Source organism: Pseudoalteromonas sp. SS15 (assembly GCF_049257195.1).
GTDB lineage: Bacteria > Pseudomonadota > Gammaproteobacteria > Enterobacterales > Alteromonadaceae > Pseudoalteromonas.
In genome coordinates, this window is the sequence record NZ_JBMMUD010000002.1 from 561,922 (window position 1) to 587,594 (window position 25,673).

Sequence of the window (25,673 nt, forward strand, 5' to 3'; positions counted from 1 at the left end):
CCAATTAAAGTAGTAAGCCAAAGATAAGTTTTGGTAATAAGGAAATATCATGTCTTATACAGTCGCTGAGTTTATTACACTCAGACTTAAACAATTAGGGTGTCACCATGTTTTTGGTGTGCCGGGTACATCATGTTCAGATTTTATCGACAGCTTAGTTGCCGATCCTGACATGCACTTCATCAATACCGTTAATGAACTAGAAGCAGGTTATGCCGCCGACGGGTATGGCCGACAAGGCGCCTTAGGTGCTGTTTCAGTTGCGTATGGGGTTGGTACGTTAAGTATGGCCAACGGCATTGCCAGCGCATTAACAGAGCGCGTGCCTCTGGCGGTTATCAACGGCGGTCCAACCGATAAAGACTTAAGCCTTGAGGCCGAATACGATGTGTTATTCTCGCACTCAACGGGGTTTGGTAAAACCGATTTACACGTGTTCAAAGAGCTGACGCTCGCCGCTGAAGAGATCCGTGAATTAGACGGTGCTGCAGATAGAATAGATGCTTTGCTGATCACTGCGTTAGAGCAATCTGGTCCTGTGTATATCGAGATCCCTCAAGATTTGTGGAAAAAGCCGATTGGTCACTTCTCTGCGAACTTAAGCTATTCAGCAAAACGCCACACTGCGGGTAAGCAACAGTTTGTCCGCGCCCTTGAAGACAGACTAGCGCATGCCCAAAAGCCTGTGGTGTTATTGGGTGCTGAACTAGTTAGATTTGGTCTAATTGATGAGGCAATGCAATTTGTTGAATCTCAGGGACTGCCTTTCTATACCACCTTGCTGTCTAAGTCTTTAGTAAGTGAATCACACCCTCTGTTTTGCGGTGTGTATGACAGTGATTTAGCCCCCTCAACCATAACACAAGGTGTTGAATCATCTGACTGTGTGATTGCACTTGGTTGCTTGTTTGGCATTGATCACCGTTATATGGTTATCTCACTGAAAGAGAAGCTGATCCGTGTGGCATTTAATAAAGCCATGGTAGGCAGCCATGTACTACCAAAACTCTCTTTGGGCGCTGCAATAGAAGCCATCAATACGTTGCCAACCCTTAACTCACAAGGTAACACCGTGCCCAGTGTCGCCGGATTAAGTTATCAGCAACGCCGAGAGCAATGGCAAAGCAAATTTGCCAGCGATCCATATTCAGGCACTTTGGGGCATGATGGAATTTTTGCTGCCATCGGGGATTTCTTAAATACCACCCATGCGCCATATTACATTAGTTTAGATACCTGTTTGGCAAGCTTCCCGGGCGCGGATATACCTGTGACCGATACACAATGCTTCTTAGCTAACCCGATTTGGCTTTCAATTGGTCAGGGCACTCCCGCCGCCATTGGTAGTTATTTTGCAACGGGTAAACGACCGCTTATTGTGACTGGTGACGGTGGATTCCAAATGGTGTCACAGGCATTCTCATCCTTTGTACAAAACAATATCCCAGCCATTATTGTCATTGTTGATAATGGATCATATGCGATAGAGCAGTTCTTAATTGACGGTTCGTTCTTTACTGAGCCTGGTAAAGCACCATTAGATTACGTGATGCTCAATGGTTGGAAGTACGAAAATATGCCGCATGTATACAACGGCGGTATTGGCCTTCGAGTAAACACCTATGAAGATCTACTTGGTGCACTGCAACATGCACATGCCCGCGATGATCAACCTTGTGTGATCGCAGCGCAGATCCCAATGAAAGATCTCCCAGCTGAAAACCGTGCCTTTTTAGGTATTTAATCAAAACCGGCCGGTAAAACATCATACCGGCCTCGTTAACACAAGGGTAAAAGGATGACATTGTCGCGACGCGCTTTTTTAAAAAGCGGTTTTGCTGCTGCCGGATTAACCAGCCTTGATACGTTTGCTTCGCCTTGGATAAGGGCCTTGCTCAATGAATCAAATAGCTACCATGCGTTGTATTTAAATAAGTATTTATTTAATGATTTTACTGCGTTATTAGCAAAGCAACTGCACTTATATCAAGATGCTGAAATACACACTCAAGCATTAAAGTGTGCGGCAAACATGCAAGATGAAGCGCTGATATACCAGCGTTTGTCGGCTATTTTAGCCAGCAGTAACCTCAATATACAGTTGCTTAATATGCATCGTTTGCAAGATCAGCAAGTGCGCTTCAGCCAATATTTGGCAGAGTTAATTCAGCATCAACGGTTCTCTGGGTATATCAGCTTTGGTCTACCCAATAGTGAGTTTGATCCAATCAATCACTTGCCATTTTTTAATGGTGCAACTTATACCATGACGCACACCTTAAGCGAGCAATATACACCATTGCCACGAGCAGATTTCACTGGAGTGATTCATCCAACAGAGCTATTCACTCAAGCAAATCATATAAATACACCTAAGGCTGAATTAGCCGCCATTTATAATGGCCCTCACAGCTATTCAAGCAATGAGTTTACTCACCTGATGCTCAATATAAAGCAGCACATGCCCTCCGGTGGCAAACTCATAATGCCGATATTCGACGTGCAACACACCGCACAAAAACATCTGGTCTCGGTATTTAATGACTGGCAAAACTTGCTACATGGTCGCTCATGGCAGAGCGCGCAAACGCATAGAAATAGACTGCAATCTTTAGATGCATGGCATAGAGAAATGGCGGTCTATGGCTACAAAGTGCATAAGGTTATTCCGCTCGAAGAAAGCACTATGCTGCCGGAATATCTCAGTATTTACGAAAAGGTTTAAATATTATGGAACCATCAAATAACAAAGGACTATCAAGACGTGCTTTCTTAAAAGGCACCGGTGCAGGAATGGGATTGTTAGCCAGCAGTATGCCCAGCTTTGCACTCGACAACGTGTTTAATAATCACAATGGCGCGGTTGCCACCATACAATTAAAAAATGCAGGACTATTGGAGCAAGCACAAACCAACATGCTCTTCAACCAACTAACGGATGCGCTTAATTTCAAGCATTCTGAAACAGATAAAGTACTCATTATCTTAGGGCAAGTGAGTGAAAAAGCATTCCCCTATAGTGTTGATCATAAATTAGTCAGCGCTTGTTTGACACGCTTACAATCAAAAGGCATCAACAGAAAACACATTACTATTGCCTATCATGCGCCAGAGGGGCTTGCGAGTAATTCGCCATTGCTTAAAGCGATTGCAGATCCTCAAACAGATAAGCAGTTTCATAAAGCGCAACTTGTGAATGTTGCTAATAATAGTAACTGGTCGACTCTGACTATGCCCAAAGCATTACCAGATGTAAAAGTACTGGCGCAGGCAAGGCAAGCCGATCATATTCTATTTTTAGATCAGCTTACTGATAAAGAAGGATTGATACATTCCCCGCAAAATGGATTAGCTAACGTTTTATTTGAACCACAGTCTTTAGAGAAATATCGTAATCGGCTTGATGACTTATTTGCGATGCGCGACATACAAGAAACCATTTCAAATAAGGTACGTTTACTCGCTTACAATGCCTCTCGATTTATTGCGCATTCTCCTGAATCAGGTGTACACATGCATCATGTTCATCCGGGTATGCTGGCTATCTCAAATGATATTACAAGCCATCAATTATTCGCTGAAAACTACTTGCATAGTGTATTGAATGACACGCCTAAACTCAGACATAGCGCGCAAACACTTAATTGGTTTCAATCTGGCGTGAGTCGTGACCCTATGACCATTGAGCAAATAGAAAAGACCATGCAAAAATCAGGAGTGATGCTGAAGAAAGTGCAGTTAGTCTAGGTCATCATTTATGGCGACAAGATTTAGCTCTGAGCAGCTTTTGTCGGGCTAAAGCCACGACCTACAGGTCAAATTAATATGTACATGTAGGTCGTCATTTATGGCGACAGGGTTTTGCTCTGAGCTGCTTTTGTCGGGCTAAAACCCCGACCTACAGGCCAAATTAATATGCACAACGTAGGTCGTCATTTATGGCGACAAGGGTTTTGCTCTGAGCTAATGTCGTCGGGCTAAAGCAGAGACCTACTTCACACAGTCAGATTGTAGGCGCGATTTTACATCGCGCTTTTTTATGACAAACCGAGACTTTGCCTCACTTGTAACATTTGTTGCTGTAACTTCGACTGGATCTCACTCACTTGCTGGCTCGAACTATTTACTTGGTCTTTCATACTCAACATAGCTTGACTGAAATCATCCACCAAACCACTTTGTTGTTGAGCAAGCTCCATGGCATGACTTGCAACTTGATTCGCTGTCTGAGCACTTTCTGCAACCCCTTCAGAATTACGTTTTAACTCTTGCGCATGTTCAGTCTGCGCTTGCGCATCTTGTGATAACGCGCCCATTTGCTCAGATACTTTCTTAGAGTTTTCACCCAAGGTGTTTAACTGCTGATGAATGTCAGACAATGAATCTTGCGTTTGTTGCGCTAGCTTTCTCACTTCATCGGCAACAACGGCAAACCCACGGCCGTGCTCACCCGCTCGCGCCGATTCTATGGCTGCATTTAATGCTAATAAATTAGTTTGCTCCGCAATGGTACGGATCATTTCAACCACAGTACCTACGTCTGAAACACCCTTTAATAATTCATTTAAGCTATCTTGCCCTTGCTCTACACGCTGCTCTGTTGAAGAGCTCGCCTCTAGCATGGCATCGGCAAATTGCACACTGTGTGACATGGCTTCAAAGGTACTATTGGCATTATCAGATACCTGAGTATTAATATCGTTGGCTTGCTCGCCCAAGTCTTTAATGTTGTGAAGCAGACCTTGCGTTTGCTCTACTTGATTATAAGTGTTCTCAGATTGCTGACTGATCTGTGACAGGCTTTCGCTCATCTGGGCCATAAACTCATTTACTAATGTCAGCATTTCTTGGCGCTCTTGCGCTTCTAGTTGTTGGCGCTGAATGAGCTGATTAAAGTAACCAGCTATCTCACCCACTTCAGTGTCAGGGTTTTTACTATGAATTTGTTTCATTTCATTTGAATTGATCAAATCAGCAAAACCATCTCTGAGTTGTCGCAATGGATTAAGCACTTGGTTTAGCTGCACAAAGTAAACACCAGCAGCAAGTAGAATCAACAATCCGATTGCCACACTGAATAAAACCAAAACATTCAATTTTAAATCGTCTTGGCTAACTTTTAAGTCACTTTCAGCCGATAGCACAATATCAATAATAGTTTGAATATCTGCTCGAAGTGCTTTTGTACCCGCTTGGCGAGATTGTGATTGCGCAAAGGTATTTTGTACGTCTTTGCCAAAACGATTCGCCCAACTAGAAAGCTCTGATTTGATTTCATCGGCTAAGTCTTCTGCTTCTTCGCCAAAAAACAATGCATCTTCATCGACTTCGCTCATAACCCCTAGGTTTTCTAAACGTTCGATTTTATTGGCGATAGATTGCAAAGTCGAAATGGTATTTTGTAGGCTCGTTTGCGTATTCGCATCCGGGTTGATTGATAAGTGGTAGGTAAAAATACTCAGTTGGTTCACAGCTTGAAAGTAATCAGACGCTAACGCGTAATATTGTTTTTTGACAGGGCTGTCATCTGCTTTAGATGCATAACTAATTAAAGATGATGCTGAGCCACTCATTTGCCTCAAGGCATTATCAAGTAGTGCCATCTCGTTGCCAGACAATTTACCTATTGCACGATACTTTCCGTTAATATCTGCATCTAATACATCTAGCTTATTGCTCATGGTCGAAGCTAATTCATCAGGTAATTGACCAATATATGCTTGTTTGAGCTTGTTGATAATCTCTGAAGACTCAGTTAAATACTGACTATCGCCGCTGCTAAGATAGCTTTCAACGCTACCTGATAACTCCACCAGCACAGTGTTTTTGAGTTGGTTATATCCTGTGTTCTGCTGATCTAGTGTATTTAATAAATTCGACGCCCAAAACAACACGCCAGCCAAAAATAAACTTGCCGACGTAAGCAAGATTGCCAGCCATCGAGTAAAAACAGAAACACGCATAACACCCCCTTTGTTCCAAATTTCGGCGCTAGCGTATTACCCTTTTATGACAGTTTGATGTAATTTGTTCAACAAGAGAGCGAACTAAGTAAAAAGCATACTTTTTACTTATTCCTATATAGAATAAAAACTCTATTTCATTGCTGCTTTTACGTATACATCAAAACGGTTTTTCTTAGTGGTGATTTGCATACTCGGCTTTTGCTCATCGAGGAATGGCGCGTAGTCAGGGCGTTTCACGGCAACGCGTTTACTCGCCAATTGCATAGCAAAGGATAGTAATGCATCTGCATCGTGATCGTCTCCCACTAAAGATTGGAACACACGCATTTCTTTTTTCACCAGTGCCGACTTTTCTCTATGTGGAAACATAGGATCAAGATACACCACATCCGGTTCAATCGAGGTACTATTTAAAAGGTCATGACTAGAACCAAACGCCATATCCACTTGCGCTTTCATCCACTCACCTATTTCAGTATCTTGGTAAGCACGCTGTAGGCCATCATAGAGTAATGCTGCAACCACAGGGTGACGCTCATGCATGGTCACTTTGCAACCTAGTGCAGCTAATACAAAAGCATCTCGACCTAAACCTGCGGTGGCATCAAGTACATGCGGTATCGCACCTTTATTTAGCCCCACAGCTTTAGCAATTGCTTGACCTTTGCCACCGCCAAATTTGCGTCGGTGTGCGCTGGCTCCAGTTACAAAGTCAACTCGAATGGCACCTAATTTTGGTTCATCACTTTTGAATAACTGCAATCCATGCTCATCAAATTGCAACTTAAACAAGCTTTTATTTGGCACATCATTGGCATTACACTGCTCGGCCCATTTGGCTAATTCAAAGCGTTTTTCGATTTCATCAAGATAAGGACGATTTTCAGGATAGGGGGTATGGATTAGCAAGGGCAAACTCCTTATAGAACAGCTTGCCCATTATAACGTTGAAACGCTTATTTATACCAATCCTCAATAATACTTAATTAAGAAGGTGAATTAAAAAAGCTCTATATCATCTTGTGAGGCAACTTGATCTTCACTCCAAGGCTGACTCAACTTATTAAGACTGGTATGAAGTGCTTCTCGCGTTTCAGTGATCAAAGCGAGTTTTTGTTTGATGACATCAATCTCTTCGTTCATAAAAGCAAAATGTTGTGAAAATGCTTTTAATTGCTCTGTATTTTCGATTTGTGCAGACTGCAATAACTGCTCAAAGTTTTCAGATTGCGTGCTGTGATGCATATCTAAAAATACCAATTGTTGTGCAATGTCATCACATACCTGACCTATGTGCGCTACTTGCTCGATTGCTTGCTCACTCTCTTCCATATCTTGAATTTTGGCATTCGTCGCCTCCAAAATATGTGGTAGCAAGTCTTTGTAACGACCGTACATGCCTGGATCTTCGGTCGGCATATTCTTAATCAGTAAGGAAACCTTCGGGTAATTAATGATAGTACGACGGCCAAAGTCGACAAAACGACTACCTTCACGATTTTGCTCTAATAACTCTTGCTCAATTGGCTGAATAGCACCTTCAGCAGATTTAAACACCTCACCTTGTTGATGCCAAAATGCGACCGCGACTTCTAGCTGTAAAGGCACAAAGAACTCGAAGAAAAAGCTCGATAAACTTTCTAGATCATGGGCGTGATACGACTGACCAACATAGCGCATAATCCGACCCATATCGCCGGAGTCTGTCATGGCGATTTCAGCAGTTATCTGCGCTTGCTCCATATCTTGTTTAAGACGCTGAGACACTTGACGATAGTCATCAAGTACATTGATTCTGGCAAGCAACTCTTCTCTGTTAAAAGGTTTTACTATGTAGTCTGCAGCACCAGAGTTATAACCACGCATACGCTCAGAGATATCTGTGCGAGAAGAAAGAAACATCACTGGAATTTCTTTGGTTTGTGACGCTTTTTTTAGCTTTTCACATACTTCAAAGCCGTTCATGCCAGGCATTTCTACATCAAGAAGAATAATATCGGGTTGATATTTAAGGGCTAACCGCAATCCTTCATCACCATTTTTAGCTCGGATCAATTTACAGCTTTCAGCCAACGCGTCTTCGATGATCTTATGCACTAACTTGTCGTCATCGATAGCCAGCACCAGTCTGCTCATACCATTTCCCTTAATAAATCATGTCTTTAAATAGCATAGCTGGAGATGATAATTTTGCGAACCCCAAAAAGCATAAAAGCGCCCGAAGACGCTTTTATTTTTATAACTACATCAAACTCTGAGTAATTATTATGCAAATTTGCAATCTTTGTGCAGGCTATACCCTGCACTTATGATTTCGGTAGCACCGACTTTAAGTCGGGTTTTGTTGAGTTAGCGAGATACGAGATGAAAGTTTGCGGGTACATTGTAGGCGCTGGTTTACCCTGCGCTTTTTAAAATCAAACGTGACATAAAGTCACCGCCTACAACAGGTATAAAACGAGCGCGGGACTTATCCCGCGCTATAAAGGTTTTACGCAATACCACTATGACGGAGTAATGCGTCAACTTGTGGTTCTCTACCTCTAAAGCGTTTGAATAGCTCCATTGGCGCTTCAGAACCGCCTTTTTCGAGAATATTCTGCATAAAGTCCTGCCCTGTCTGCGGGTTAAACACGCCTTCTTCTTCAAAACGAGAAAACGCGTCTGCCGATAAAACTTCCGCCCATTTGTAAGAGTAATAACCCGCGCTATAGCCACCTGCAAAAATATGACTAAAGCCATGTTGGAAACGGTTAAACTCAGGCGCTTTAACCACGGCTGTACGCTTACGCACCTCATTTAAAGTAGACTGAATTTGACAACCTTCTTCGGCCTTATAATCAGCATGAATATGGAAGTCGAATAAACTAAACTCTAACTGACGTAACATCTGCATGGCCGACTGGAAGTTTTTCGCAGCCAATAATTTATCAAGTAACTCTTTAGGTAATGGCTCTCCAGTTTCAAAGTGACCCGAGATAAAGCTCAGCGCCTCTTCTTCGTAGCACCAGTTTTCTAAGAACTGACTTGGTAATTCTACGGCATCCCAAGCAACACCATTAATACCCGCAACCGCTGAAGCGTCGATTTGCGTCAACATATGGTGAATACCATGACCAAACTCGTGGAATAAAGTGGTCACTTCGTTGTGAGTGAATAAAGCAGGCTTGTCGCCGACGGCTTTATTGAAGTTACATACTAAGTATGCCACCGGTGTTTGCAGCTCACCATTGGCACGAATTTTACGACCCATGCAGTCATCCATCCACGCGCCACCGCGTTTGTGTTCGCGCGCATATAAATCTAGGTAAAAGTGACCGCGAAGTTCATCGTTTTTATCGTGCACAGCAAAGAAGCGAACATCTTCATGATAAGTATCAAAATCAGAAAGCTCAGTAACTTTAATGCCAAATAGCTTATTAACTGTGATGAACAAGCCTTTTAATACCGTATCTGCTGGGAAGTATGGACGTAGCTGCTCATCTGAAATGGCATACTTAGCTTGCTTTAATTTCTCACCAAAGTAACCGTAATCCCAGGCTTGTAAGTCTGTCATTTGATATTCAGACTCGGCAAATGCTTGTAGCTCTTTTAGCTCTTGCTCGGCTTGTGGTTTAGACTTAGCCGCTAAATCATTTAAAAACTCAAAAACCTGCGCCGGACTTTCAGCCATTTTTGTTGCCAATGATTTATCTGCAAAGCTGTCAAAACCTAGTAGCTGGGCTAATTCATGACGTAACTTTAGCTCCTCAGCCATAATCTCTGAGTTATCAAATTCACCGGCATTTGGGCCTTGATCAGATGCGCGAGTACAAAATGCGCGGTACATTTCTTCACGCAACTCGCGGTTATCAGCGTAAGTCATCACAGGAAGGTAAGACGGTATATCTAGAGTAAACACCCAGCCTTCAAGTTCTTTGCTTTGTGCCGTATGCGCCGCTAACGCAATTGCCGACTCAGGCAAGCCCGCAAGTTCGCTTTCATCTGTAATATGCTTTTGCCATGCTTGCGTTGCATCCATGACATTATTACCAAACTTTGCAGCAAGCTCTGATAAACGCGCTGAAATTTCGCCATAACGCTTTTGCTTATCGCTATCTAATGCAATGCCCGACAAGGTGAAATCGCGTAATGCATTGTCGATTGAGGTCTGCTGAGCAATGCTCAGTGATGCAAATTCTTCTGAGTCTTTTAACGCTTTATAGGCTTCATATAAACCTTGATGCTGACCCACATAGGTTGAGTATTCTGAAATAAGCGGTAAACACGCATCATAGGCTTTACGTAAATCTTCAGAGTTAACCACTGAGTGCATGTGCGAAACTGGCGACCACATACGAGAAAGCTTGTCATCTGCCTCTTCAAGTGGCACCACCAGCCCTTGCCAAGTGAATGCTTGTTTTGCCAATACTTCGTCAATGGTTTTACGACAATGTTCTATTGCAGCTTTAAGTGCAGGCACTACATGCTCTGGTTGAATTTTCGAAAATGGTGGCAAACCTTCAAGACCAATCAGTGGGTTACTCATAAATACTCTTTCCTTTAATCTTGCTCTATTAATATGTTCTTTTATGACATATTTAACGTATTAGCATTGAAATTGGGGCAAATGCCGCAATTACAAGTTAGACTGAAATATTCTTGATACTTCGCCTTTCTATTACAGAAAGCTTAGAACATAAAACCAATTTTTAAGGAGTTTTTATGGCTCAACATTTTGATTATATTGCCATTGGCGGTGGTAGCGGTGGTATTGCATCGGCTAACCGTGCGGCAATGCGTGGCGCAAAAGTCGCTTTAATTGAAGCTAAACACATGGGCGGCACGTGTGTAAACGTCGGTTGTGTACCAAAAAAAGTGATGTGGCACGGCGCGCAAGTCGCTGAAGCAATTAAGCTTTACGCACCAGACTATGGCTTTGATGTTGAACTTAAAAACTTCGATTGGGCTAAGTTAGTAGAAAGTCGCGAAGCCTATATTGGCCGTATTCATAAGGGCTATGAAGGTTATTTAGCAAAAAATGGCGTAACCGTGATCAACGGTTTTGCTAAATTCGTTGATAACAAAACCATCGAAGTGAATGGCGAGCATTATACGGCTGATCATATTTCTATCGCGGTAGGCGGTCGCCCTTCTATCCCGAATATTCCAGGCGCTGAATACGGTATCGACTCAAACGGCTTTTTCGAATTGGACGAGCAGCCACGTCGCGTTGCAGTCATTGGCGCAGGTTACATTGCGGTAGAACTTGCAGGCGTATTAAGCAGTCTAGGTACTGAGACTCACCTATTTGTTCGTAAACATGCGCCTCTTCGTAACTTCGACCCACTGGTTGTTGAAACACTGACAGAGGTAATGGACAAAGAAGGTCCAACGCTCCACACCAATGCCACGCCGAAAGCGCTGACAAAAGAAGCTGACGGCTCTGTGACCTTGCAGTTAGAAAATGGCGACACTCATACGGTTGATCAAGTTATTTGGGCGATTGGGCGCGAGCCAGTGACTGATTTAATCAATCTACAAGCGACTGATGTTGAAACCACTGAACGCGGTTATATTAAAACAGATGAATATCAAAACACCTCTGTACCTGGCATCTATGCACTGGGCGACATTATGGAAGGCGGTATTGAACTGACGCCAGTAGCCGTAAAAGCAGGTCGTATGTTGGCTGAGCGTTTATTTAACCCAGAATTGCCTAATGCCAAAATGGATTATGAACTAGTACCAACAGTGGTATTTAGCCACCCGCCAATCGGCACAATCGGTTTAACTGAGCCACAAGCGATTGCGCAACACGGTGAAGAAAATGTGAAAGTATACACTTCTACGTTTGCTGCTATGTACACCGCTGTGACGCAACATCGCCAGCCTTGTAAAATGAAATTAGTTTGTGTGGGCGAAGACGAGAAAATTGTTGGTTTACACGGTATTGGTTTTGCGGTTGACGAAATGATCCAAGGTTTTGCTGTAGCAATGAAGATGGGCGCAACGAAAGCTGATTTTGATTCTGTAGTGGCGATACACCCTACTGGTTCTGAGGAATTCGTTACCATGAGGTAGCGTATAGCTTTTTAGGCTCGGTGTATTCTATCTCGCGACCGAGCCTAAAAGCGCTGAGTAAACCAGCGCAGTCAATCAACTTTATTCTCATATCTCGCTCACTTTTCTCTCGCCAACTTTGCTCTCGCAAGTCTTCAGCTAAACTCAACCCGCCCCTCAGTCTCGCGTTCGAGCCTGAGCTATCTACTCTCTAGTTATTAAGAAAGTTGATATCAATTAATCTTTCATATTTTTTTAACTGAAAGTTTTTATGCGATGCCGCTGAAGCTGCTAGAATAAGCGTAACTTTTCTGCTCAATACAACAAGGTTTTCATAGATGAAAAAACGTATTGCTTTAGCACTCTTAGCAAGTGCAACGTCTGCAGCTGTTTCAGCTGCTGATACTCGTTCTCAAGGTATGGGTAATGTCGGTGTCGCTTCTGCAGACTACCTATCTTCAGTGTTAATTAACCCTGCGTTGATCAATCGCCACTCTGATGAGACTGACGATTTCGGCTTAATCTTACCTTCTGCTAACGTATTTGTTCGAGACGAGCAAGAATTACGTGACCATATCGATACTTTCCAAGATAGCTTTGACGAACTTTCAGACTTACTAGAGCTAGCTGAATCGGGCGGTAATGTTACAGTCGATCAATTAGATAGAGCTAGAAAACAACTAGCATCTGATTTAGATAAATTAAACGGTGGCATCAATATCGAAGCAAACCTAGCGCTGGCTCTTGCTTCACCTAGCCGCATTGGTGGCTTTGCGCTTTATGCAAATACAGATATTGATGCAACTGCAAACCTATTCATTTCTGGTGATGATGTAAATGTAATTGCAAATGCACAAACGCCTGAAGAACTTGAAGAGCTAAACTCTCGCTTACAAGTTGTCGGTGCAGCAATTAGCGAAATAGGTTTTGCCTATGCAAATCAGTTTACTGTTTCTGATAAGCAAGTATATTGGAGTATCACACCTAAGTTCCAACAAGTTGATTCATTTAACTACGTATCAAAAGTAAATGACTTTGACGAAGACGACTTTGATGCAAACGATTACACGAAAACAGAAAATAACTTCAACTTTGATATTGGCTTAGCAACTGAGCTAACTGAAAGAGTCACTGTTGGTTTTGTGGCTAAAAACCTCATCGAAAATGACTACGACTCTGTAACAAGCCAAGGTATCACGCCTTCTTACAAAGTTGGGCCTGAGTATATTGCAGGTATCTCTTACAACGGTGACATCGTTACCCTTGCTGCTGATGTTGATTTAACTGCACCTCAACATTCAAACCTAACTGAAGAAAGCCAATTCGCACGTCTTGGTTTAGAGTTAAATGCGTTTGACTGGGTACAAATTCGTGCTGGTTACCGTCACGATTTCAATGGCGATAAAGAAGACAGCTACAGTGTTGGCTTTGGATTAAGCCCATTTGGCGTTGTACGCCTAGACTTAATGGCACAAACATCTGGTGAGAACGACATAGGCGCTGGTTTACAGCTTAGCTTCACGTTGTAATCACTTTGACTGTGGGCATAACACCTTCATTGTGCCCACAGTTTTACTTTTCCCCCAGCTTCATTTTCCTCCCTGCTTGTTAGTTTAGCTATCACCCAAACCTTTGATCTTACACACTTGACTAATGCCTTACTTTTAAGCAATCTGGAGGTAGTTAAAACAAATTTAACTAACCAAAAGTATTAGGTTTTCGCTTTATAAGGTGGATAACGTGTTTAAACTTGCACATAATGGCAAAATTTTAATGGACATTGCTCAAGCCGCGCCTCCGAGCGAAGGCTTTATTCTTGATGCCTTAAAACAGTCGCCGTTTGCGCAATGTGAAGTAGATCACGAGAGTATTAAGGCGTATTTTAAAGGCGATCAAACAGAAAAGATTTTAGCGGTCGCCATTAAGCGTGACGCCACATTTAAAGTCGATGTCTGTGAAGAGAAAATGCAAGCAATTGGTACAATTACAGTCGCCTATGGCGGTAAGGCCATTTCGCTCGAAGAGGCAAAAAAAGCACTGATTGCCGCTGGCGTTACCCGTGGTTTCAAAAATGTCTACCTTGAGAGTTTACTCAAGAAACAACATCTAGCTCAGCCTGGAGATGAAGTTTCAGAAATGCTTGCACAGGGGAGATTGCCGACCAACGGCGAGCCTGCCACGTTAAAACTGCATGTATGCACGTTAAAGCAACGCTTAAAACAACCCAAACTTCGTGAAGATGGTAGCGTCGACATGCGTGACTTTGGCGCCTTAGCAAGTGTCGAAAAAGGAACACTATTAGCAACACAAATTCCCGCTACAAACGGTGCTGATGGTTTTAACGTTTTAGGAGAAACCTTACCAGCTAAGCCTGGTGATACTTTTCAATTAACAGCCGGGGAAGGCACCGAAATCTCAACTAAAAACCCTCTACAACTGATTGCAACACTGTCGGGTTGCCCGAGCGAAATCAATAACGGCTTGAGAGTGGACGATGTTTTTACCATTGATGAAGTCAGTGTTAAAAGTGGCCATATTGAATTTGATGGCAGTGTGATCGTCAGCAAAAGCGTTGCGCCGGGTATGAAAATTATCGCCAAAGGTGATGTCACTATTCTTGGCAGTGTAGAATCAGCCGAAATACAAACAAAAGGAAACATTGAGGTAAAACAGGCTGCTATTGGTCACCTTGATCACCAACACAATGATGAAGAACTTACTTGTAAGCTCATCGCTGGGGGGAATATTGAGATTTCTCATGGCCAATATGCTTACCTTGAAGCAAATAACATTATTGTACATAAACAAAGCAACCATTGTGACTTGAAAGCAATTGATACTATTGCCATTGGTGATGGTGACAAACCAAACGGTAAATTAATCGGTGGTGAAATTATTGATGCACAGAAAGTGATTGCTGGAGAAATTGGCACATCATCTGGTACCAAAATGAATATTTTCTTGGCCCGCAGTGGAATGAATTTAACTGAAAAAACGGATGAATGTGTAAAAGAGTTGAGTGCCGTTGAAGAGCAGCTAAACGCTCTTCAGCAAGCGGTAGAAAAAGCAGACCATTTAAAAGATGCTGATAAGAAAAAAGAAATTATGCAGAAAATTTTGGCAACTCAGCAACATTATTGCCAACAAGCTGAACAACTAGAAAAGCAGCTCAGTGAATTAGATCACCACTTGCATGATTTACTCGACAACACCCAATTAACGGTTAATAAAGCCTTAAACAGTGACGTCGAGATACATATCTTCGATCGCGTTTATAAAACACAAAGACAATATCCTCCGTGTACAGCCAAGCTCATCGATAATGAAGTAAAGATTGAGTTTTAAACTCTATTTGTTTTTGTTAGTTGGTTTATAAACTTATGTTCATTAATAAAGACATACCAAACGACCCTTTTACACCTGTAGGTCGCGGCTTTAGCCCAGCAATCTTTAAAACATGTCGCTGTAACTACGACCAAATTAACTCAAAATAGACTCTTAAATATATTCTAAACCAGCAGGCGTCGACTTTATGTTGCGCGCAAAAAAGCGCAGGATAAACCGGCTCCTACAAATCGAAGCGAAACTCTACTAGCTCAACCTTGTCATTCCGAACTAGTTTCGGAATTTATTTTTTAGGTCATAGACCCTGAAACAAGTTCAGGGTGACTAATTCTCATCATTCGCTAACTTGTAGCTTACAGCTTGTGACTTTCAGCTTACAACACACCTTCAACTTGCTGCTTTAATACATCGCTCCACACGCCTACTTGCACCTGTGCAATATGCTGTTTTTGTAGCATCAACATCACTAATCGCGACTGCCCAATACCACCGCCTATGGTTTGCGGCATCTCACCCGCCACCAACTGCTGGTGCCAATCTTGCTCTAAACGCGCATCATCTGAAGTGATGGCTAACTGACGCTTTAACGACTCAGGGCAAACACGAATACCCATAGAGGAGATCTCAAACGCATCTTCAAGTACTGGGTTCCAAACTAAGATATCGCCGTTCAGACCCTGATATTTATCACAAGTTGCTGTAGACCAGTCATCATAGTCAGGGGCACGCACATCATGAATTTCTCCGTCACCTAATGCACCACCAATGCCGATTAAGAATACCGCACCATATTCTTGAGCAATGGCCTTTTCGCGTTGCTTAGCGGTAAAGTCAGGATACATTTGACGTAATTCTTCACTGTGCACAAAAGTAATTTTTTCAGGTAAGAATGGCGCTAAACCAAACTCGCTCGCCACCATTTGCTCAGTTGCTTTGATGGCTGAAAATAATGTTTCAACGGTAGATTTTAGTTTTGTTAGGGAACGTTCACTGTCAGCACAAATGATTTTTTCCCAATCCCATTGGTCGACAAAGACAGAGTGAATCGGCGATAGTTTATCTTCATCAGGACGCAGCGCTTTCATGTGTGTGTATAGCCCCTCACCGACAGAAAAGCCATGATCACCTAAAGTTTTGCGTTTCCATTTAGCCAGTGAATGCACCACTTCAAAACTCGCTTCAGGTAATGTTTTTACTTTCACCGAAACCGCTTTTTCTGTACCGCTCAAGTTATCTTGAATGCCGTCGCCTACTTTAGCCAAAATAGGCGCTTGAACTTCTAACAAGCCAAGCTGACTTTCTAGTTGCTCCGAGAAAAAACGTTTCACGGCACTGATCTGTTTTTGTGTTTCTAGATAACTTGTTTTCATATTTGGTTCCTCATTCCCAATATTCGATGACACAGGCGGGTATACCGCTTCGCAATAACACTCAATTTTTTAGTTAAGCGAATCGATATACTCAACCCAGCTCGCTCTGTGCTGTTAAATCCATCGTCAACAAATTTGAACATAAAAACAAGATCCAATAACAAAAATACCGTTACGCTATATTTTTCATTAAAAAAATCAGGTAAATTTTAATGATTCATAAATTATGAGCCTTTAAAAGCATGGAAAATTATCAGATCGATAATCTCGATAAATCGATTTTGCACGCATTAATGGATAATGCGCGTACACCTTATGCCGAATTAGCAAAACGATTTGCCGTGAGTTCGGGCACCATTCATGTTCGAATTGAGAAGATGAAACAAGCGGGGATCATCCTTGGTACGCAAGTCACCATAGATCCAAAGCAACTGGGTTATGACGTTTGCTGTTTTATTGGGGTTAACCTAAAACATGCGGGTGACTACCCGAGCACCATTGAGCAGTTAAGAGGCTTTAATGAAGTTGTAGAAGCTTATTACACCACGGGTAACTACAGTATTTTTATTAAAGTAATGGCGCGTTCAATCGATCACCTACAAGATGTGCTGATCAATAAAATACAAACCATAGAAGCCATTCAATCAACAGAAACACTGATTTCACTGCAAAACCCAATTTGCCGTGAAGTAATGCCCTAAGCGTGATAAACACGTATAATCGACGCAATTTTGAGAATTAGAGTAGTAACCGTGGACAATAAACGTTTTCATCGCGTAAAGCAGGTTTTAGACAGACGCCAAACCGACTTAACGGTATGTTTAGATGAAGTGCATAAACATCATAATTTATCTGCCATTGTGCGCACAGCTGACGCTGTAGGCTGCCACCATGTACATGCTGTATGGCCACAAGATCAGCGTCGCTTAACGAACAACACCTCTGGCGGCAGTAAAAACTGGGTTGAGACCCACATGCATGATGATATTGATCAGGCGGTTGCTGCGATCCGCGAACAAAACCCGGGCATTCAATTGTTAGCAACTAACCTCAGTGATGAAGCCGTTGATTTCCGCGAAATTGATTACACCAAGCCAACGGCTGTGATCGTGGGTCAAGAACGTTTAGGCATCTCGGACAAAGCACTTGCCCATGCCGATAAGCACATTGTTATTCCAATGGCTGGTATGGTGCAATCACTCAATGTATCGGTGGCTGCTGCACTGATTTTATATGAAGCACAAAGACAGCGTGAAGAAGCTGGCCTTTACGATCGCAACGATATGTTAGATGCTGAGGTTAAACACAAACTCTTGTTTGAAGGCTGCCATCCTATTATTGCGAATCGTTGTGTGGAGAAAGGCTTACCTTATCCTGCACTCGATGATGAAGGTGAAATTGTCGCAGATGAAGCGTTTTGGAACACGCTTAAGTTCAAGCAAAAGTAGTCATATATAAATCATTAAGGAATAGTATGTCGAGTCCTAATTTAGCCAACTACCCGATCACTGAGCTCAAAGGTGTTGGGCCTAAAGTTGCCGAACGCTTAGCTAAATTAGGCATTGCCTCTGTGCAAGACATGCTATTTCATTTACCGCTTCGCTACGAAGACCGCGCTCGCACTTATACAATTAATGAGTTAATGCCCCATACTCATGTCAGTATTGAAGCTGAAATTGAGCACAGTGATATTACATTCGGTAAACGTCGCATGTTGGTTTGTCACGTTAACGATGGAACCGGTAGGCTTACGCTGCGATTCTTTAATTTTAATGCTGCACAAAAGAATGCCATGTCACCCGGCAAGATCATCCGATGTTTCGGAGAAGTAAGACGGGGACGTGCTGGGCTTGAAATGGCACATCCAGAATACAATATTCGCAGTTGCCCAACAGAGCCGCAAGATCCGAACCTCGCAACCCTAACCGCGGTTTACCCTACAACCGAAGGGTTAAAGCAGCTAAGCATTCGGAGTATTGCCAACAAAGCACTCGACTTACTCGATAAATATGATTTAGAAGAATATTTACCGCAGCAATATCGCCCTAATCAACTGAGCTTAAAAGATGCGGTATTGCAACTTCATCGACCACCTCAAGATACCGACTTGAGTTTACTCGAATTGGGGGAGCATCCCGCGCAGCAGCGTTTAGCATTTGAAGAGCTATTAGCGCAAAACCTCAGTTTATTGCAACTTCGTCAGAAAGGTCAGGCGGTGCAAGCGGTGTCCTTACCACCAACGAATAAACTCGAACCTGAATTTTTAGCTCAGCTACCGTTTAGTCCAACCAATGCGCAAAGTCGCGTCGTGGCAGAAATAAAACAAGACTTACAGCAGCCTTACCCTATGATGCGTTTAGTCCAAGGTGATGTGGGCTCTGGTAAAACCTTAGTTGCCGCGCTCAGTGCTTTAACTGCAATTGCCAAGGGTTATCAGGTGGCGTTAATGGCCCCAACTGAAATTTTATCTGAGCAGCATGGCATTAGTTTTAAAAATTGGTTCAGTAGCTTAGGTGTAGAAACTGCTTGGTTAGGTGGCAAAACCAAAGGCAAAGAGCGTACTCAAGTACTCGAAAATATCGCTTCTGGCAAAGCCCAGATGGTGATCGGTACTCACGCGCTTTTCCAAGAACAAGTCGAATTTCATAATCTGGCATTGATCATCATTGATGAGCAGCACCGCTTTGGTGTGCATCAACGTTTAGCGCTCAGAGAAAAGGGTAAATTTAATAACTGCTACCCGCATCAGTTAGTCATGACCGCCACGCCTATTCCGCGAACATTAGCAATGACCGCTTACGCAGACTTAGAAACGTCGGTCATTGATGAACTCCCTCCGGGGCGCACGCCAATCACCACAGTGGCGGTGCCAGATACACGCCGCGAGCAAGTTATACAAAGGGTGAAAAGTGCCTGTATAGAAGATCAGCGCCAAGTTTATTGGGTCTGTACGCTTATCGATGAATCTGAAGTTTTACAGTGCCAAGCCGCAGAAGACACCGCTGCGCAATTAAAAGAATTACTGCCAGAATTAAAAATAGCCCTAGTGCATGGCCGAATGAAGCCACAAGAAAAGCAAGAGATCATGGCAGCTTTTAAAGCTGGTGAATATCATGTGTTAGTTGCGACAACCGTGATTGAAGTTGGAGTCGACGTCCCCAATGCCAGTTTAATCATTATCGAAAACCCTGAACGCTTAGGATTAGCCCAACTCCACCAGCTAAGAGGCCGTGTTGGCCGAGGTGCCATCGCATCACATTGCCTACTACTCTATCATGCACCACTGTCTGTAACGGCTCAAAAGCGCTTAGGTGTACTGAGAGACAGCAATGATGGTTTTGTGATTGCAGAGCGGGATTTAGAAATTCGCGGCCCAGGTGAGGTGCTTGGCACTAAACAAACTGGCTTAGCCGAGTTTAAAGTGGCAGACCTAACTCGTGATAAGCACTTATTACCTCAAGTTCGCGCTCTGGCTTTTACATTGATGCAGCAACAGCCTGAAACGGTGAAGCCGCTGGTAGCTCGCTGGTTAGGTGGTAAGTCAGAGTTAGCGATGGCCTGATTGCTAAATAAATTGTCGCCATAGGTGAAGACCTACACAAAAGCGCTTTTAACCTGCTGGTAACGGCTTTAGCTCGAAAATCTTTAAATCAGACGACCTTCACCAAGGAGCTCTCTTTTCACCTGTAGGTCATGGCTTTGGTCCGAAAATCTCTAAAACATGTAAACTAACCTATAAACAGGAATCAATGCCTTTCTAAAAAGCGCTGCCAATGCACTGATGAATTGATCACGCGCACGGGTGCAATGATCTTCTTTAATAACTGTGGTGAAGGTTCTTTTAGTAGGTCGTTATCTTTTAGGCCCAACAAATAATGAAATGCAGGTTTGTTTAAGTGTTGAATGGCTGAAATACGAATTTGCTGCTCGAAGTTCAAACGCAAGCTACTCACTGACGTTTTGTGACCTTGCTGATCGATACTTGGGATATCGCACTTTTGTAGATATCCTAATCGCTTGCCTTCACCAGAAAACCAGATACGCACTTTTTCGCTGTAACGTCCTGTTTTAGCTGGTAGATCAAACAGCAAACGCTGTTCGTTTTGGCTTTTCACAAATTCTAGGTAAGGTTCTAATCCTGCCTGCCATAGTGCAGTATGAATAGGCACCACTCTGGATTGAATTTTCTGGTGTGTCGCAAATTTAAAGCTATGCACGCCCTCTATTTTTACCACATCATCAAGGGTTAAATTGCCAATTTCATCGCTATAAGCACCGGTATAGTAAGCAATCAGAGGCAACCAGAAGTGCCAATGCTTTGGTTGTTCACGCTTTTGCTTTTCATCACCGTAAATATATCCATGGAACAAAGTATGTAGTTCCATAGCTGAAAATGCGCGACGACCAAGGTGTACTTTCATAGACTTACGGTAACCTTATTTATAAATAAGAAACACGATAAGTTTAAAGGGATTATAAAAAAGATAAACCACCAATTTTAAATTTCTTTAATCTGAGTAGATGTTTACCTATGCACTTTTCTTTACGTTGCTTAGCTATGGCACATTCACCAGCAACCTGTAGTAAGGATAATCAACGAGGTATGAAAACAAAAAAAGCCTGCTAAGCAGGCTTTGGAGATGTTGTTTGATATTCTGAATTTAGTTGTGGTTAAAGCTCTGCGCCTTCCGCTAAACCTTTATCTTCACCTTCTTCAGGCTCGATAGTCGCTTGAAGTAAAAGCATATCTCTTAGCTTACCTTCAATCTCGTTAGCGATCTCAACGTTCTCTTTTAAGAATTTAATTGAGTTAGACTTACCTTGACCAACTTTGCTGCCGTTGTAGCTGTACCATGCACCTGATTTTTCAACCAGTTTGTGCTTCACACCTAGGTCAATTAACTCACCTTCTTTAGAGATACCTTGACCATACATGATGATAAATTCAGCTTGCTTAAATGGCGGTGCAACTTTGTTCTTAACAACTTTAACTCGAGTTTCGTTACCCACTACTTCATCGCCATCTTTCACTGAGCCAATGCGACGAATATCAATACGTACTGATGAGTAGAACTTAAGTGCATTACCACCCGTCGTTGTTTCTGGGTTACCGAACATTACACCAATCTTCATACGAATTTGGTTGATGAAGATACAAAGCGTATTTGAACGTTTGATATTTGCAGTTAGTTTACGCAAAGCTTGTGACATTAGACGCGCTTGAAGACCTACGTGTGCATCACCCATATCACCTTCAATTTCAGCTTTAGGTGTTAGTGCTGCTACCGAGTCAACAATCACCACATCTACTGCACCTGAACGAACTAGCATGTCACAGATTTCTAATGCTTGCTCACCCGTGTCTGGCTGAGAAACAAGTAGCTCGTCAACGTTAACACCCAGCTTTTCTGCATAGACTGGATCTAATGCATGCTCAGCATCTACGAATGCACATGTTTTGCCTTGCTTTTGCGCTTCTGCAATAACTTGAAGAGTAAGCGTGGTTTTACCTGATGATTCAGGGCCATAAATCTCGACAATACGACCAGTTGGTAAACCACCTATGCCTAATGCGATATCAATACCTAGTGAGCCTGTAGAAATTGCTTCAATGTCTAACGCTTGGCTATCACCTAGTTTCATGATTGAACCTTTACCAAATTGGCGTTCAATTTGTGATAACGCGGCATCTAGTGCCTTTTGTTTATTGTCGTTCATTTGCTTCTCCAATCTTGCGTAATGCCAGTAAGTATACTGTATGAAATTACAGTATCAAGCATATTTTTATGAATTTAATAGCTCAATTGACTTTTCTAAAGAAAAAACAATAGCTTGCTCTCTAACTTCAGCTCTATTTCCAGTAAAAACACAATGATAAGTGTGCTGTTTTCCCGACAAACATAGGCCAAACCATACAGTACCTACTGGTTTTTCATCACTGCCCCCTGTAGGCCCAGCGACTCCCGAAATTGCAATAGCAAGGTCTGCATTGGCAGCTTTTGCAGCGCCTGCACACATTTCTAACACGGTTTGTTCACTGACTGCACCGTACTCCTGAAGAGTACTTTCAGTTACCCCCAGCAATGCTTGCTTCGCTTCATTACTGTAGGTAACAAAGCAGCGATCAATATATCGTGAACTGCCCGATGTATCGGTAAGCGCATAACTCACTCCTCCGCCTGTGCATGATTCAGCGGTAGTGATCGTCAGTCGTTTATCAGCTAAAATAGCGCCCAACTTTGACGCTAGAGTACTCACTTGTTGCTGTAGCTCCATCATTATCCTTTTAGGTCATTGCATGTCGATAGATTTATATTCAGAACATACTATAAAACAACAAACTCCCATGATGCAGCAATATCTGCGGATCAAGGCGGATCACCAAGACATTTTACTGTTTTATCGCATGGGTGACTTTTATGAATTGTTCTTTGATGATGCGATTCGTGCCGCTCAACTGCTTGATATTTCACAAACCCATCGCGGTAAAGCGGGCGGCGCCCCTATTCCAATGGCGGGAGTGCCTTATCATGCAGTAGAAAACTATCTTGCTCGCCTAGTGCAGATGGGTGAGTCAGTAGCAATTTGTGAGCAAGTTGGCGATCCTGCCACCAGCAAAGGGCCAGTTGAGCGAAAGGTGGTGCGTATTGTTACACCGGGTACGGTCAGTGACGAAGCTTTGTTACAAGAGCGTCAAGACAACTTACTTGCCAGCATTTATCAAAATAAACAAGGCCAATACGGCGTCGCTTATCTTGATATCAACTCAGGCCGTTTTAACATTGTTGAACTAAACACCGATGAAGCATTGGTTTCGACGCTACAGCGCCTGCAACCCGCTGAATTACTTTACCCTGAGTCATTCCAAAATCTATTTTTACTTGAGCAAGTCAAAGGCGGTCGTCGTCGCCCTGATTGGGAATTTGATTTAGATACTGCAAAACATTTGCTTTGTCAGCAGTTTGGTACACAAGATCTAATCGGCTTTGGCGTTGAAAAAGCCCATACAGGCTTAATCGCTGCTGGCTGTGTGATGCAATATGTTAAAGATACACAACGCATTGCTCTGCCACATATTCGTGCTATTACCCTTGAGAAAAACGAACATGCGGTGATCCTAGATGCAGCGACTCGTAAAAACTTAGAACTGACAGTCAACCTATCTGGCGGGATCGAAAACACCCTAGCGCAAGTATTAGATAAAACCGCGACACCGATGGGCTCGCGTTTATTAAAGCGTCGTATTCATACACCTGTTCGTGATCGCAACGAATTAAATGCCCGACTAAATGCCATTGCAAGCTTAATCAACAGCCAAATTTGTATGGAGCTCTATGACAGCTTAAGACATATTGGCGATATTGAGCGCGTGGTGGCTCGTCTTGCGCTATGTACTGCCCGCCCTCGCGACTTAACGCGTTTACGCGGTGCCTTACAAGCCCTTGCACCGCTGCATGCTTTACTCGATGAGGCAGCCGATCCACGTATAAAGTTGATCTGTGATCAATCTCCTGTATTACCTAAGCTACAGTCACTCTTAGAGCAAGCGATTATTGATAATCCACCTGTACTAATTCGCGATGGCGGTGTTATTGCAACTGGCTATAACGCTGAACTCGATGAGTGGCGTGCACTGAGCCAAGGTGCAACCGATATTCTTGAAAAATTAGAAGTACGTGAGCGTGAGCGTACTGGAATAAGCACACTTAAAATTGGCTACAACAAGGTGCATGGCTTTTACATCGAGATCAGCCGTGCTAACTCACACCTTGTACCCCCTGAATATATTCGTCGCCAAACGCTTAAAAATAACGAGCGTTATATCATTCCTGAGCTGAAAGAGCATGAAGACAAAGTATTAGGCAGTCAAAGCAAAGCCCTTGCACTTGAAAAACAATTGTACGAGCAGTTATTCGAGTATATTGCGCCTTACCTAGAGCAACTACAATTAATGTCTGCAGCACTCGCTGATTTAGACGTATTAAATACGTTAGCTGAACGTGCGCAAACGCTAGACTACTGCAAACCAGAATTAACGCTAGAGAGTGGCATCGACATTATTGATGGTCGCCACCCAGTTGTTGAGCATGTTAGCCAAGAGCCATTCATTGCCAACCCTGTAAAACTCAATGAACAACGTAAAATGTTGATTATTACGGGTCCTAACATGGGCGGTAAATCGACTTATATGCGTCAAACGGCGCTTATCACTTTGATGGCACACATTGGCTCTTATGTACCTGCAAGTGAAGCGCGTATCGGCCATATTGACCGTATATTTACACGAATTGGCGCAAGTGATGATCTTGCTTCAGGTCGCTCAACCTTCATGGTAGAAATGACTGAGACCGCCACGATTCTTAACAATGCGACTGAGAACTCTCTAGTGTTAATGGATGAAATCGGCCGTGGTACCAGCACCTACGATGGTTTATCTTTGGCCTATGCAACCGCAGACTACCTAGCGAGTAAGCTCAATGCAAAAACCCTCTTTGCAACGCACTACTTTGAGCTAACGGAGCTTGCAGAGCAACAAACAGGGCTTGTAAACGTGCATTTAGATGCGGTAGAGCACAACGATACGATTGCTTTTAAGCACACGGTCTTAGATGGGGCTGCGAGTAAAAGTTTTGGTTTGCAAGTCGCAGGACTCGCGGGTGTGCCAAAACCCGTTTTAGCCATGGCAAAAGAGAAGTTAAAACGTCTTGAGCAACATGAAAGTGTGATTGACGAACAAAAGCCAACCGCTCAGTCACAAGGTCAATTACCATTAGAGCCTGTTATGCAAGAGTCAGAAGTTGAACGACAACTTGCGCAAATTGACCCTGATGATCTGACACCTCGCCAGGCACATGAGTTACTCTATAAATTAAAAGGCTTACTCAATTAAGCGACGAATTAGTACCACAAAAAAACCACTTCAATTGAAGTGGTTTTTTATTATTAAATT

At 42.9% G+C, this 25,673-nt stretch carries 18 protein-coding genes; 10 read left to right on the forward strand and 8 right to left on the reverse strand.

Features of this window, described 5'->3' with window-relative positions; genetic code table 11:
• Window positions 1–49: 49 nt before the first annotated feature.
• Genes AAEU28_RS06900 through AAEU28_RS06910 form a run of 3 tightly spaced genes read left to right on the forward strand, consistent with a single transcriptional unit; the run spans window position 50 to window position 3,747 of the window.
• The gene (locus AAEU28_RS06900; protein ID WP_421963454.1) at window positions 50–1,744 is read left to right on the forward strand and encodes a thiamine pyrophosphate-binding protein; all 1,695 of its coding nucleotides are present in this window, start codon (window positions 50–52) and stop codon (window positions 1,742–1,744) included.
• A gap of 54 nt (window positions 1,745–1,798) precedes the next feature.
• Window positions 1,799–2,725, forward strand: coding sequence for a hypothetical protein (locus AAEU28_RS06905; RefSeq protein WP_421963455.1), 927 nt, complete (start codon window positions 1,799–1,801; stop codon window positions 2,723–2,725).
• A 5-nt stretch (window positions 2,726–2,730) separates the two neighbouring features.
• Window positions 2,731–3,747: a hypothetical protein gene (locus AAEU28_RS06910; RefSeq protein WP_421963456.1), complete on the forward strand. Its 1,017-nt coding sequence runs from the start codon at window positions 2,731–2,733 to the stop codon at window positions 3,745–3,747.
• A gap of 290 nt (window positions 3,748–4,037) precedes the next feature.
• Here the strand turns inward: AAEU28_RS06910 and AAEU28_RS06915 are convergent, their stop codons facing one another.
• From AAEU28_RS06915 to prlC, 4 genes are all read right to left on the reverse strand, one after another.
• Window positions 4,038–5,963 carry a methyl-accepting chemotaxis protein gene (locus AAEU28_RS06915; protein ID WP_421963457.1) on the reverse strand — a complete coding sequence of 642 codons (1,926 nt, stop codon included), beginning with the start codon at window positions 5,961–5,963 and terminating at the stop codon, window positions 4,038–4,040.
• 132 nt (window positions 5,964–6,095) lie between these two features.
• Window positions 6,096–6,875 carry a class I SAM-dependent methyltransferase gene (locus AAEU28_RS06920; RefSeq protein ID WP_421963458.1) on the reverse strand — a complete coding sequence of 260 codons (780 nt, stop codon included), beginning with the start codon at window positions 6,873–6,875 and terminating at the stop codon, window positions 6,096–6,098.
• Window positions 6,876–6,965: 90 nt separating this feature from the next.
• Complete coding sequence (locus AAEU28_RS06925) at window positions 6,966–8,102, reverse strand: response regulator (RefSeq protein WP_138477946.1); 1,137 nt, start codon at window positions 8,100–8,102, stop codon at window positions 6,966–6,968.
• A 355-nt stretch (window positions 8,103–8,457) separates the two neighbouring features.
• Window positions 8,458–10,494, reverse strand: a complete 2,037-nt coding sequence (prlC, locus tag AAEU28_RS06930; protein ID WP_421963459.1) for an oligopeptidase A — start codon at window positions 10,492–10,494, stop codon at window positions 8,458–8,460.
• Between the two features lie 176 nt (window positions 10,495–10,670).
• Between prlC and gorA the strand changes: the two genes are divergently transcribed.
• The 3 genes from gorA (at window position 10,671) to AAEU28_RS06945 (ending at window position 15,353) form a co-directional block, all read left to right on the forward strand.
• The gene (gorA, locus tag AAEU28_RS06935) at window positions 10,671–12,029 is read left to right on the forward strand and encodes a glutathione-disulfide reductase (protein WP_421963460.1); all 1,359 of its coding nucleotides are present in this window, start codon (window positions 10,671–10,673) and stop codon (window positions 12,027–12,029) included.
• A gap of 317 nt (window positions 12,030–12,346) precedes the next feature.
• Window positions 12,347–13,537, forward strand: coding sequence for a conjugal transfer protein TraF (locus tag AAEU28_RS06940; protein ID WP_421963461.1), 1,191 nt, complete (start codon window positions 12,347–12,349; stop codon window positions 13,535–13,537).
• 211 nt (window positions 13,538–13,748) lie between these two features.
• Entirely contained in the window at window positions 13,749–15,353 is a 1,605-nt protein-coding gene (locus AAEU28_RS06945) for a DUF342 domain-containing protein (protein WP_421963462.1), read from the forward strand.
• 374 nt (window positions 15,354–15,727) lie between these two features.
• Here the strand turns inward: AAEU28_RS06945 and asnA are convergent, their stop codons facing one another.
• The gene (asnA, locus tag AAEU28_RS06950) at window positions 15,728–16,723 is read right to left on the reverse strand and encodes an aspartate--ammonia ligase (protein ID WP_421963463.1); all 996 of its coding nucleotides are present in this window, start codon (window positions 16,721–16,723) and stop codon (window positions 15,728–15,730) included.
• 242 nt (window positions 16,724–16,965) lie between these two features.
• On the opposite strand from asnA, the gene asnC reads away from it, so the two are divergent.
• From asnC to recG, 3 genes are read left to right on the forward strand one after another with little or no spacing between them, the layout of a single operon-like run.
• Window positions 16,966–17,424, forward strand: a complete 459-nt coding sequence (asnC, locus tag AAEU28_RS06955; RefSeq protein WP_421963464.1) for a transcriptional regulator AsnC — start codon at window positions 16,966–16,968, stop codon at window positions 17,422–17,424.
• 51 nt (window positions 17,425–17,475) lie between these two features.
• On the forward strand, window positions 17,476–18,171 hold the full coding sequence (trmH, locus tag AAEU28_RS06960; RefSeq protein WP_058031018.1) for a tRNA (guanosine(18)-2'-O)-methyltransferase TrmH: 696 nt from the start codon (window positions 17,476–17,478) through the stop codon (window positions 18,169–18,171).
• 26 nt (window positions 18,172–18,197) lie between these two features.
• Window positions 18,198–20,285, forward strand: a complete 2,088-nt coding sequence (recG, locus tag AAEU28_RS06965; protein WP_421963465.1) for an ATP-dependent DNA helicase RecG — start codon at window positions 18,198–18,200, stop codon at window positions 20,283–20,285.
• Between the two features lie 184 nt (window positions 20,286–20,469).
• Here the strand turns inward: recG and AAEU28_RS06970 are convergent, their stop codons facing one another.
• The 3 genes from AAEU28_RS06970 to AAEU28_RS06980 all read right to left on the reverse strand — a co-directional run bounded on the left by AAEU28_RS06970 (window position 20,470) and on the right by AAEU28_RS06980 (window position 22,999).
• Entirely contained in the window at window positions 20,470–21,144 is a 675-nt protein-coding gene (locus AAEU28_RS06970; RefSeq protein WP_421963466.1) for a hypothetical protein, read from the reverse strand.
• A 250-nt stretch (window positions 21,145–21,394) separates the two neighbouring features.
• Window positions 21,395–22,441, reverse strand: coding sequence for a recombinase RecA (gene recA, locus AAEU28_RS06975; protein WP_058031021.1), 1,047 nt, complete (start codon window positions 22,439–22,441; stop codon window positions 21,395–21,397).
• A 66-nt stretch (window positions 22,442–22,507) separates the two neighbouring features.
• Complete coding sequence (locus tag AAEU28_RS06980) at window positions 22,508–22,999, reverse strand: CinA family protein (protein ID WP_421963490.1); 492 nt, start codon at window positions 22,997–22,999, stop codon at window positions 22,508–22,510.
• 22 nt (window positions 23,000–23,021) lie between these two features.
• On the opposite strand from AAEU28_RS06980, the gene mutS reads away from it, so the two are divergent.
• Window positions 23,022–25,613, forward strand: coding sequence for a DNA mismatch repair protein MutS (gene mutS / locus AAEU28_RS06985; RefSeq protein ID WP_421963467.1), 2,592 nt, complete (start codon window positions 23,022–23,024; stop codon window positions 25,611–25,613).
• Window positions 25,614–25,673: the final 60 nt, after the last annotated feature.